This window comes from Providencia rettgeri (assembly GCF_041075285.1).
Taxonomy (GTDB): domain Bacteria; phylum Pseudomonadota; class Gammaproteobacteria; order Enterobacterales; family Enterobacteriaceae; genus Providencia; species Providencia rettgeri_G.
In genome coordinates, this window is the sequence record NZ_CP163512.1 from 1,034,656 (window position 1) to 1,046,607 (window position 11,952).

At 43.8% G+C, this 11,952-nt stretch carries 11 protein-coding genes; 10 read left to right on the forward strand and 1 reads right to left on the reverse strand.

What is annotated here, in order from left to right; all coding sequences use genetic code 11:
- The first annotated feature begins 20 nt into the window (after nucleotides 1–20).
- From AB6N04_RS04680 to AB6N04_RS04715, 8 genes are all read left to right on the forward strand, one after another.
- The gene (locus tag AB6N04_RS04680) at nucleotides 21–707 is read left to right on the forward strand and encodes a DedA family protein (RefSeq protein WP_369310754.1); all 687 of its coding nucleotides are present in this window, start codon (nucleotides 21–23) and stop codon (nucleotides 705–707) included.
- Between the two features lie 104 nt (nucleotides 708–811).
- On the forward strand, nucleotides 812–1,783 hold the full coding sequence (gene accD, locus AB6N04_RS04685; RefSeq protein WP_369310755.1) for an acetyl-CoA carboxylase, carboxyltransferase subunit beta: 972 nt from the start codon (nucleotides 812–814) through the stop codon (nucleotides 1,781–1,783).
- A complete protein-coding gene (gene folC, locus AB6N04_RS04690) occupies nucleotides 1,776–3,062 on the forward strand; it encodes a bifunctional tetrahydrofolate synthase/dihydrofolate synthase (protein WP_369311971.1) in 1,287 nt (428 codons plus the stop codon). The genes accD and folC overlap by 8 nt, the downstream gene beginning before the upstream one ends.
- A 5-nt stretch (nucleotides 3,063–3,067) precedes the next feature.
- Nucleotides 3,068–3,721 (forward strand): cell division protein DedD, encoded by a 654-nt coding sequence (gene dedD / locus AB6N04_RS04695; RefSeq protein ID WP_369310756.1) that lies wholly within the window; start codon nucleotides 3,068–3,070, stop codon nucleotides 3,719–3,721.
- Between the two features lie 178 nt (nucleotides 3,722–3,899).
- A complete protein-coding gene (gene cvpA, locus AB6N04_RS04700; protein WP_206082374.1) occupies nucleotides 3,900–4,403 on the forward strand; it encodes a colicin V production protein in 504 nt (167 codons plus the stop codon).
- A 14-nt stretch (nucleotides 4,404–4,417) separates the two neighbouring features.
- A complete protein-coding gene (gene purF, locus AB6N04_RS04705) occupies nucleotides 4,418–5,935 on the forward strand; it encodes an amidophosphoribosyltransferase (protein WP_369310757.1) in 1,518 nt (505 codons plus the stop codon).
- Nucleotides 5,936–6,178: 243 nt separating this feature from the next.
- On the forward strand, nucleotides 6,179–7,003 hold the full coding sequence (locus AB6N04_RS04710; protein WP_369310758.1) for a YwqG family protein: 825 nt from the start codon (nucleotides 6,179–6,181) through the stop codon (nucleotides 7,001–7,003).
- A 1,011-nt stretch (nucleotides 7,004–8,014) separates the two neighbouring features.
- A complete protein-coding gene (locus AB6N04_RS04715; protein ID WP_369310759.1) occupies nucleotides 8,015–8,587 on the forward strand; it encodes a UbiX family flavin prenyltransferase in 573 nt (190 codons plus the stop codon).
- An 87-nt stretch (nucleotides 8,588–8,674) separates the two neighbouring features.
- Here AB6N04_RS04715 and AB6N04_RS04720 read toward each other — a convergent pair whose 3' ends face one another.
- Nucleotides 8,675–9,589 carry a TIGR01777 family oxidoreductase gene (locus AB6N04_RS04720; protein ID WP_369310760.1) on the reverse strand — a complete coding sequence of 305 codons (915 nt, stop codon included), beginning with the start codon at nucleotides 9,587–9,589 and terminating at the stop codon, nucleotides 8,675–8,677.
- Nucleotides 9,590–9,938: 349 nt separating this feature from the next.
- Here AB6N04_RS04720 and yfcD point away from each other — a divergent pair, with 349 nt between their 5' ends.
- Together yfcD and AB6N04_RS04730 are read left to right on the forward strand one after the other, a co-directional pair.
- Nucleotides 9,939–10,481 (forward strand): NUDIX hydrolase YfcD, encoded by a 543-nt coding sequence (yfcD, locus tag AB6N04_RS04725; protein WP_369310761.1) that lies wholly within the window; start codon nucleotides 9,939–9,941, stop codon nucleotides 10,479–10,481.
- 237 nt (nucleotides 10,482–10,718) lie between these two features.
- Nucleotides 10,719–11,951 (forward strand): M24 family metallopeptidase, encoded by a 1,233-nt coding sequence (locus AB6N04_RS04730; RefSeq protein WP_369310762.1) that lies wholly within the window; start codon nucleotides 10,719–10,721, stop codon nucleotides 11,949–11,951.
- The last annotated feature ends 1 nt before the right edge of the window (nucleotide 11,952 follow it).

The following is an 11,952-nucleotide window of genomic DNA, read 5'->3' on the forward strand; positions in this document are numbered from 1 at the left end:
CTATTATTAATGAGGGTTATATGGAATTTATCAGTTTTATTATCGACTTTATTTTACATATCGATGTGCACCTTGCCGAACTGGTCAGAGATTATGGCACGTGGGTATATGGTATTCTGTTCCTGATCTTATTTTGTGAAACAGGGTTAGTGGTCACACCATTCTTACCGGGAGATTCGTTATTATTTGTCGCTGGGGCTATTTCGTCATTAGACAGTAACGACCTCAATGTGCATTTAATGGTTGCCTTAATGATTACTGCGGCAATTATTGGTGATGCGGTAAACTATACGATTGGGCGTATTTTTGGTGAAAAATTATTTAAAAATCCAGACTCCAAGATTTTTCGTCGGGTATATTTAGAAAAAACCCATGCATTTTATGAGAAACACGGTGGCAAAGCGATTATACTGGCGCGTTTCGTGCCGATAGTCAGAACTTTTGCCCCTTTCGTTGCAGGAATGGGCAAAATGTCTTATCGTCATTTTGCTTTTTATAATGTGACGGGCGCATTTATTTGGGTATTATTGTTCACTTATGCAGGGTATTTCTTCGGTGAATTACCGTTCGTACAAAAGAATTTGAAATTACTGATAGTCGCGATTATCTTTGTTTCAATTTTACCGGGTGTGGTTGAAATTATTCGCCATCGCCGGATCGCCGCAAAAGAAAAGCGTGCGGCAGTGCAAAAAATTGATAACCACTAAGTGGTTTAACAAGTTTTTATCTACAGTGAGATATCATTGTGGTTTAATGGCAAAAAATTACATACTGGTGATAACCAGAGTGAATCAGACAAAAAGGTCCATTAATGAGCTGGATTGAAAAAATTTTAAAGAAAGGTAACTTGACCCAATCTCACAAAGCTAACATTCCTGAAGGGGTTTGGACGAAATGCGATAGCTGTGGTCAGGTTTTATATGGTGCTGAATTAGAACGCAATTTATCAGTGTGTCCAAAATGTGACCACCATATGCGTATCCATGCCCGTCAGCGCTTAGAAACTTTCCTTGATGAAAATTCGACAACGGAACTCGGTAGCGAGCTTGAGCCAAAAGATATTCTTAAGTTCAAGGATTCAAAAAAATACAAAGACCGTATTACCGCCGCCCAGAAAGAAACAGGCGAAAAAGATGCAATTATTGTGATGAAAGGAACCTTAAAAGGGATGCCTGTCGTCGCAGCTGCATTTGAATTCGCGTTTATGGGGGGGTCAATGGCATCAGTTGTGGGGGCGCGTTTTGTCCGTGCCGTCGAACAAGCTCTGGAAGATAACTGCCCGCTGGTGTGTTTCTCATCAAGTGGTGGTGCGCGTATGCAAGAAGCGTTGTTATCCCTGATGCAAATGGCAAAAACCAGCGCAGCTTTAGCGAAAATGCAAGAGCGCGGTTTACCGTACATCTCTGTATTGACAGACCCAACCATGGGCGGTGTTTCAGCAAGTTTAGCCATGTTAGGTGATATCAACGTTGCAGAACCTAAAGCGTTGATTGGTTTTGCAGGGCCGCGTGTTATCGAACAAACGGTTCGCGAAAAACTGCCACAAGGCTTCCAACGCAGTGAGTTCTTACTGGAAAAAGGCGCTATCGATATGATCGTTCGTCGCCCAGAAATGCGTGATCGTCTGGCTGAAATCTTGGCGATGTTAACGCATCAACCGAGTTTCAGTGATGCCCCCATCATTGCGGCCGAAACGGTAGAAATCGATTTGAATGCCATTGATGAGATCAATGCCGAAGAAGCAGAAAAGGATCCAGCAAAGCATAAAAAAGATGATGAGTAAGCTAATCATTCCTACTGCCAAGTCTCCGCTGGAGGCTTGGCTTTCTTATCTCACCGACCTGCATAGCCAAAATATCGATATGGGGTTGGAACGAGTCGGTCAAGTCGCTCGGAATATGAACTTGACGCAACCTGCTCCTAGAGTCATCACTGTCACAGGCACCAACGGAAAAGGCACCACCTGCCATACGCTAGAGTCAATTTTGATGGCGGCGGGACTAAAGGTGGGGGTTTACAGTTCTCCCCATTTAGTGCGCTACACGGAACGTGTACGTATTCAAGGTCAAGAACTTACTGATTCTGATTTTTGTGAAGCCTTTGCCACCATTGAAGCGCAGCGTGAAAATATTTCCCTTACTTACTTTGAATATGGCACGTTGGCTGCACTACAATTATTTAAGCAAGCTCAACTGGATGTTGTTATTTTAGAAGTGGGCTTGGGTGGACGTTTAGATGCGACTAACGTGGTGGACGCGGATATTGCTGCCATTACCAGTATTGCCCTTGATCATACCGATTGGTTAGGTTCTGATCGTGAACAGATTGGCTATGAAAAAGCTGGCATCTTCCGCCAAGGCCATTATGGGGTGGTGGGGGAGCCTGATATGCCGGACTCTATCGGGCAATATGCCGATAAAATCGGTGCCATTTTGTTCCGTCGTGGCGTAGATTGGCAATATAGTGAGCATTCTAATTGCTGGTCTTGGCAGAGTTCACAAGGTGAATGGCACAACCTACCTGTACCGAATGTACCATTGGCGAATGCGGCAACCGCGTTAGGTGTTATCCGTTGTTTATTACAAATTGATGGAGAGATCGCCAAAAAAGTCACCGATGCAGCTATTCATCAAGGTTTGAAATCTGCCCAATTACCGGGGCGTTTCCAAGTCATTGGTGAGAAGCCATTAATGATTTTAGATGTTGCACACAACCCCCATGCGGCAGGCTATTTAGTGAGTAAATTAGCGGCATTACCTGCGGTTGAAGGTCGTCGTATTCGTGCCGTTGTTGGGATGCTCGGCGATAAAGATATTAAAGGTACCCTAGAGTGTTTATCACAACAGGTGACGGATTGGTATCTTGCACCTTTGACTGAATTTAGAGGGGCTGATGTTACTCAGTTAAGTCAGCATATACAGCAAGCTAATGTATTTGATAGCGTAGAAAAAGCATGGCAACAAGCCTGTGTTGATGCGCAAGAACAGGATGTGATCGTGGTGTGTGGGTCATTCCATACTGTCGCTCATGTCATGATGTTATTAGAAAACCAAAAAGGATAGTGCTGGTGGCTAGTAAATTTCAAAATCGTCTTGCCGGCGTCATTGTACTGGTTGCCGCAGGGGTCATTGTGCTTCCTGCGCTTCTTGATGGCGATAAGAAATATAATGAAAACGAATTTGCAGCCATTCCTATTATCCCTAAACCGGGCGATGAAGAAGATATCGAAGCTATTGCTCCGTTAGCGCATAATTCGGCGAGTGTTCCTTCGGAAGGTGCGTCTGAGGCTATGTTATCAGAGGCAATAACCCAGCAGCAAAATGAACAAGCAGCGACAAATTCATCGGCTTCGACAAATGTGCCTGTGACGGTTGAGCCAATTAAACCTGAGCCGAAACCGGAACCAAAACCGGAACCGAAGCCCGAGCCAAAACCACAGCCGAAACCAGAACCGAAGCCAGAGGTTAAATCTGAGCCTCAAGGCAAAGCGTTTGTTGTCCAGGTCATCGCCTTAAACAATGCAAATAAGGTTGAAGAGATTGTGGCGAAGCTGCGGTTATCAGGTTACCAGGTGTATACGGTCCCAGCGAAGCCAGTGAACAATAAATTGACACGTATTTATGTCGGGCCTGAAGCGTCAAGGCAGAAGCTAGAATCCGCGCTTCCCGAACTGAATGCGATTACAGGAACTAAAGGGATAATTCAAACATTTAAACCTTAATAAATCGATCCAATAATCCCTAAAAGGTAAGGGGATTTAGTAACTTACTGCGGCGATTATGATTTTTTGTTTTCGCCGCTATTTTTTTTAATTTGATAGAAAAATGGTTACGCAAACGTTTTCGTTTTCTGTTAGAATGCACCTCGCTGATGTCGTGAGTGCAAATTTTGGATGAAATATGGTCTGGATAGATTACGCAATTATCGCCATTATTGGCTTCTCGGCACTGGTTAGCTTGATCCGTGGTTTTGTGCGTGAGGCACTATCACTAGTGACATGGGGCTGTGCTTTTTTTGTCGCAAGTACATTTTACCCTTATTTAGCGGATTACTTTACCCGCTTTGAGGATGTACTGGTACGAAATGGCATCGCCATCGCGGCATTGTTTATTGCCACATTAATTGTGGGGGCAGTCGTGAATTACGTGATTAGTTCTTTAGTGCAAAAAACGGGGTTATCAGGCACAGATCGTGTTCTGGGGATTTGCTTCGGTGCACTGCGTGGTGTGTTGATTGTATCGGCCTTGCTGTTTTTTCTCGATACCTTTACACCGCTTCCTCAAAGTGAGGATTGGCAGCGTTCCGAATTTATTCCACAGTTTAGTCATATTATCAGGTGGTTTTTTGACTACCTACAAAATGCGTCAAGTTTCCTACCGGAGAATATCTCTCCGTCTGGCTGATGAGGAAAGACCAAATGTGCGGTATTGTCGGGATCGCTGGTGTTACACCAGTTAACCAATCAATTTATGATGCTTTAACAGTGCTTCAGCACCGTGGGCAAGATGCAGCAGGTATTGCCACCATTGATGGCAAAAATAATATTCGTTTACGCAAAGCAAATGGTCTTGTGAAAGATGTATTTGAAACACGTCATATGCTTCGGTTACAAGGCTGCATGGGGTTAGGGCATGTCCGTTATCCAACCGCAGGCAGCTCCAGCGCTTCGGAAGCGCAGCCTTTTTATGTAAACTCACCGTTCGGTATCACACTTGCTCATAATGGTAATCTGACAAACGCACACGAACTTACTCGGAGTTTGTTTGAAACAGCACGTCGCCATGTCAATACGACTTCGGACTCTGAAATTTTACTCAATGTGCTGGCGTATGAACTGGACAGATTCGACCATTTTCCCCTAGAGCCAGATAACATATTCAGCGCTGTCGCTGCGATGCATAAAAAGCTGCGAGGTGCCTACGCATGTGTTGCATTGATTATCGGTCATGGCATGCTCGCGTTTCGCGATCCGCATGGTATTCGCCCGTTAGTGCTGGGGCGTCGTATCGCAGAAAATGGCAAACATGAGTATATGGTCGCCTCCGAAAGTGTCGCTCTTGATACCTTAGGTTTTGAGTTTTTACGTGATGTAGCACCGGGTGAAGCAGTGTATGTCACCGAAAAAGGTCAATTGTTTACGCGCCAATGTTCTGAACATCCGCAGTTGACACCCTGTATCTTTGAATATGTCTATTTTGCGCGTCAAGATTCCTTTATCGACAAAGTGTCGGTGTATAACGCAAGGCTGCGAATGGGGCAAAAGTTAGGTGCCAAAATTGCACGTGAGTGGGAAGATCTCAATATTGATGTGGTGATCCCTATCCCTGAAACCTCTTGTGATATTGCGTTAGAAATCGCCCATATCTTGAATAAACCGTACCGCCAAGGTTTTGTTAAAAACCGTTATGTCGGTCGTACTTTTATCATGCCTGGTCAGCAAGAACGTCGTAAATCCGTACGCCGTAAACTGAATGCAAACCGCGCTGAATTCCGTGACAAGAATGTGTTATTAATTGATGATTCTATTGTTCGTGGTACAACTTCAGAGCAAATTGTTGAGCTTGCTCGCGAAGCAGGGGCGAAGAATGTCTATTTCGCTTCAGCAGCACCCGAAGTACGCTTCCCGAACGTCTATGGTATTGATATGCCAAATGCAAACGAATTAATTGCTCACGGTCGTGAAGTGGATGAAATTCGTAAGCTCATCGGTGCGGATGGGCTGATTTTCCAAGATTTAACGGACTTAGTTGATGCTGTTCGTGAAGAAAATCCAGAAATTAGCGAGTTCGAATGCTCCGTCTTTGATGGTATTTATGTCACCAAAGATATTGACCAAAGTTATTTAGATTATCTGGAAAACTTGCGAAAAGATGATGAGTTGAAGTTAAAAGATAAGAGTGACGTTGAAGATCTCGAAATCTATAACGAAGGCTAAATTTTCGGCATAGTTTGGACCAACACTGTTGTTGGCTTCATTTCGCTACCCAAGTCTCATACGTTTGTATGCGTCTTGGGATAGCTTGATTGACCGCCCCGCGGTAACTCAATGGATTTAAAAACTCGTGGTATTTGGTTAACTATCATTTGAAATAAAAGCATAAGTTACAGTTATATCTGATTTAAAATTCCCGTAATTCGAGTAGGCTAGAGGAAACTGATTGCCTATTTGGAGCGAGATATGGTGGACTTCGATTCCCTTCCTGATGTAATAAAACCCTTTATTGATAAAATCAAAGCAACGAAAAAATCCCGTGTTGAAATGACTTTAACCCCTGTTGAAGAGTACGTTTGGTGGGAAAGTCGCATCGGGGGAATGCCATATTTGCCTTTGAATGCCTCTTACCCAACCAATAGCGAAGGAATACCGTTAAAGCTGCTCGCACAAATCAATTTTGCACAAATGCCTAAACTGGAAAACTACCCAGAAAAAGGGATATTACAATTTTTCATCGGTGGTGATGATCTGTACGGTGCTGATTTCGAAGATAGACAAAAGCAAGAGGATTTTCGTGTCATTTATCACGAAAATGTTATTGAAGACGCATCTCAATTAACGCAAGACTTTTCCGCTGTGATTGCTGCCCATTCTGATGACTATTACACCCCTATTGACCAAGTATGTGCTATCGAATTTACGCCCTCAGAGCAATATATCAGTATTGATGACTACCAATTTGGACAAAAAATATTAGGTGTTGATAACCTGTATGACTACGAAGACCAGTTTGCAGGGGAAGATTTTTACGATGAATGGGTTGAACCGTACAGTGAGGCTTTCGAGTCAGGGGCACACTGTATCGGTGGTTATCCATTCTTCACCCAATCCGATCCCAGAGAGTATGAAGAAGATATTCAGCAATATGAGTTACTCCTACAAATAAATAGTGATTACGAGGTGGGAATACTCTGGGGAGACATAGGCGTAGGGAATTTCTTTATCCATCCAGAAGATTTGAAGAAAAGGGATTTTAGTCGGGTGGTGTATAATTGGGATTGTGGCTAAATCCTCGTCATCTTTTAGGCTGTCGCGGTGTTGGCTGCGCTCAGCCACCCAAGTCACATACTTTTGTATGCTCCTTGGGCTGGCTTTGCTTGCCGCCTAGCGACAACCTAAAATCTTTAGAGGATTAGATTGGCGTCTTTTTAGGCTGTCGCGGTGTTGGCTGCGCTCAGTTCCCTAAGTCACATATTCTTGTCTGCTCCTTGGGCTGGCTTTGCTTGCCACCTAGCGACAACCTAAAATCTTTAGAGGATTAGGTTGGGCGTCTTTTAGGCTGTTGTGGTGTTGGTTTCACAAATTCGCCCTAGTCACGAAGGTTTTTACGCCCCAAGAGTGACTTTGCTTGCCGTCTAGTGACAACCTAAAATCTTTAGAGGATTAGATTGGCGTCTTTTAGGCTGTCGCGGTGTTGGCTGCGCTCAGTTCCCTAAGTCATATATTCTTGTCTGCTCCTTGGGCTGGCTTTGCTTGCCGTCTAGCGACAACCTAAAATCTTTAGAGGATTGGGTTGGGCGTCTTTTAGGCTGTCGTGGTGTTGGCTGCTCTCAGTTCCCTAAGTCACATATTCTTGTCTGCTCCTTGGGCTGGCTTTGCTTGCCGCCTAGCGACAACCTAAAATCTTTAGAGGATTAGATTGGCGTCTTTTTAGGCTGTTGTGGTGTTGGCTTCACAAATTCGCCCTAGTCACGAAGTTTTTTACGCCTCAAGAGTGACTTTGCTTGCCGCCTAGCGACAACCTAAAATCTATAGAGGATTAGGTTGGGCGTCTTTTAGGCTGTTGTGGTGTTGGCTGCACAAATTAGCCCTAGTCACGAAGTTTTTTACGCCCCAAGAGTGACTTTGCTTGCCGTCTAGCTATAGCCCAAATTATTTAGAGATTGTTCCTGCGATAGTATTTCCATACGTGTTTGTGGCGAGCTAACATCCCCAGAATGTTGATTATTCGGGTAGGGGCGAACAACTGCGTGTAATTTAGTATATAATCTGAAAAATTATTGTGGATTGGGCAGAAAAATGAAAAAACTGATCATTGGGTTAACTGGGGCAAGTGGGGCAATTTATGGCGTCAGGTTGCTTGAGGTACTCAAACCTATCAAACAGGTTGAAACCCATTTAGTGATGAGTGCAGCCGCCCGCCAAACACTCGCGTTAGAAACACAATATAGCGTGAAAGATGTGCAGCAGCTTGCTGATCATAACTACGATAGCCGTGATATTGCAGCCGCCATTTCATCCGGTTCATTTCGCACCGCAGGCATGGTGATTATGCCTTGTACAATGAAAACCCTGTCGGGTATTGTCCACAGTTATACGGATACATTAGTCACCAGAGCCGCCGACGTTGTACTCAAAGAAGGGAAAAAGCTAGTCCTTGGTGTGCGCGAAACCCCATTGCATATAGGGCATTTGAAGTTAATGGTGCAAGCCGCTGAAATGGGGGCAGTGATTATGCCACCTATGCCAGCGTTTTATCATCAACCTCATACTATTCAAGATATTGTCAATCAAACGGTGAACCGTGTTCTCGACCAATTTGATATTGAACTTGAGCAAGATCTCTTTAACCGCTGGCAAGGGGCTAAATGATCTTATCAGTTAGTTGGCGGGCATGTACGCATATCTATAACGTAAGGCGATTTACAGAAGCGCTATTTTAGTACCAATCTCAGAGCCCTAAATGACCTCTTTTGGCGTAATAAGCAAATCCTCTAAGGCGATTTTTAACTCAATAAATTCGAACTCAAAGCCAGCTTCCTCTAAACGCTTAGGTATGGCTTGTTGCCCGCCTAACACTAAGGTCGCGGACTCGCCTAAAATGGCTTTAATAACAAAGGCTGGCGTGCGGACAAAAGACGGGCGGTTGAGTACATCCCCTAAGATAGCCGCAAACTGGTCATTATGCACAGGATAAGGCGCCGTCATGTTGAAAGGGCCGGAAAGTGTTGGTTTAGTCAGTAAAAAGTAAATAGCATTGACCATATCGTTGATATGTATCCAAGGCATATATTGTTTGCCATGACCGATTGGACCACCAGCTCCCATGTTGAAAATGGGCAAAATTTTACCCAATACCCCACCATTGGGGGATAGCACCAACCCTGTGCGTAATAAACATACGCGAGTTTTTTCTGAAGCTGCATTTTCAGCAAGCGCTTCCCAATGTTGGGCTAATTGATGGGTAAATTCGTCGTGTGGCTGTTCATCTTCGGTGACAACAATTTGCCCTTGATCACCATAGTAGCCTACGGCAGAGCCCGATAAAAAGACGGAAGGCGGTGTTTCACTGGCAGCAATGAGTTCACTAAGTTGTTGAGTGATTTGCCAACGGCTATCACAAAGACGTTTTTTCTGTTCGTCAGTCCAACGTTTTTCAGCTATAGGTTCCCCCGCTAGGTTAATAACCCCATCGAAGCCATTAAGGTTGCTGACATCGTTTAAAGATGTCCAACATTCAACAGCTTTACAAAAACGGCTATACACTTTTTGCGGCGAACGGCTTAATACGGTGACCTGATGACCGAGTGAGACTAACTTTTGGACCAAAGGGGTGCCGATTAGGCCTGTGCCGCCTGTTATGAGTATTTTCATTGTCATCCCCGTCATATTTCAAACCGCAGCGTTGTCGTCTGTACCCGTTATTTAGCTGCTATCCTATTAAGTAATTCATAGCGCTAATACAATGTTACGATAGGTATTATGATCTAACTATAGCACCTGCGAGCACAAATTGTGTGATTTGCTCACGTTATCGCAAAAAAGGCGAAAGTGCTATTCGCATTGTGGCAAGAAGTCTTTATTTATGATGGCAACCGAATGCAAATTGGGCTAGGATCGACGACTAAGTGCGAGTTAAAAGCATCGTTGTATTGTCTAACATGTCGTGGCAATCAATCTATGATATAAGCTATTTTTAGCTTAATTATAAAAGGTTTACAGGATGGAACAACAAACCGAAGTCGTTGAATGGGTCGATATTGTCGATGAGGACAATACCGTTATTGCTCAGGCAACCCGCAGCCAAATGCGTGCTGAAAATTTACGGCATCGTGCGACGTATATTGTTGTGCATGATGGGATGGGGAAAATTTTAGTCCAACGGCGTACCGATACTAAAGATTTCCACCCTGGGTTTTTAGATGCCACGGCAGGTGGTGTCGTTACCCAAGGTGAAAATATTCTGGATTCTGCGAAACGCGAAGCAGAAGAAGAGCTGGGGATCGCCGGTGTACCATTTGCGGAGCATGGTCATTTTTATTTCGAAGATAAATTCTGTCGCGTGTGGGGGGGCTTATTTAGCTGTGTCAGCCATGGGCCTTTTGCTTTACAAGAGTCAGAAGTCGCCGAAGTGTGCTGGCTGACCCCCAAAGAAATCAGCGCACGTTGCGATGAGTTCACCCCTGATTCGCTAAAAGCGCTTTCCTTATGGCTTACTCGCAATAATGAGTCTGAAAAAGTCATCACTTGTGCTGAAAACTCGTAATTACTTAGGTTTTAATTGTAAAAGGGCTATTTTTTGTAGTCCTTTTAATTTTTTCGCCAAAATTCAAGTCTCTAGCAAGGTTAATTTTTGACTAATATATAACTATTGGTTATATGCAACTTGCACCTTAAACGATATATTCATTTCAACTCGCAATAGCGTGGGTGAATCGATTATTTTGCTCATCATATTGTGAAATGACTAAGCGATACAGAACGACGGACTGAGAACATAACAATGATAATGGATAAGACAGAATCACTTTTAAAACAACAACACCTCGAAAACGTAACCAATAAAGCGCGTGAAATTATGGAGCGAGAGGGGATTGAGGCCCTTATTGCCACGGTTGGGGATAATTTTTATCACTTGACGGGGTTTGCGAGCTTTTTTATGTACACCTTTAGGCAAACCGGCTCAGCTATTGCCGTTATTTTCCGTGATCCCACAGTGAAATCTCTGGTGATCATGAATGAGTTTGAAGCCGCAAACTTAACCTTACAGATGCCAAATGCGCAGATCAAAACCTTCCCAATATGGGTGGATGTTGATGATCCATATAATCCTGAGAATGGCAAAGTAGTGAAAGCAAGACCAATCAATAGCCCCATTGAAACCATTTTTAACTTATTAAAAGCGGCACTATCTGAGGCTGGCGTATATGGTAAGCCCGTTGCGATTGAACTTAATCAAATCACGTTTACAGGAAAAAACTGGTTAGACAAAGTCATTCCTGAGTTGAACTTGGTTGATTCTTCACCGCTATTTAATGAATTACGCATGATAAAAAGCGAATGGGAAATTGCTCACCTTAGAAAATCCGCGCAAATAACGGAAGCGGGCATTGAGGCGGCAAGTAAACTTATACGTGTTGGTTGTACATCTGCGGAATTAACCGCGGCTTTTAAAGCTAAAGTGATGTCATTCCCGGAAACGAATTACAGCCGTTTTCACTTAATTTCAGTGGGGAGTGATTTTTCACCCAAATTGTTGGCTGACAATGTACCAGCAAAAGAAGGGGACTTAATTAAGTTTGACTGTGGTGTTGATGTGGCTGGATACGGTGCAGATATTGCGCGAACTTTTGTGGTAGGTAAACCTAATGACAAGGTAAATGCAATTTATCAAACGATATTGAAAGGCCATCAATATATGTTAAGCCGTATTGCTCCTGGCGTTGCACTGAGCGATGTATTCAATGAAACCATGGCATTAATTCGTTCATCAGGTTTACCGTATTATAACCGTGGTCATCTAGGGCATGGTGACGGTGTGTTTGTGGGGTTAGAAGAAGCACCTTTTGTCAGCGCAGCAACCACTGAAGTTTTCCGCGCGGGGATGGTGATGAGTTTAGAAACACCTTATTACGGTATTGGTGTGGGCGGTATTATGATTGAAGACATGCTATTGATTACAGATGATGGTGTTGAAATGTTGAGCCATTTGCCTCGTGAATTGGTTTCTTTCTGAT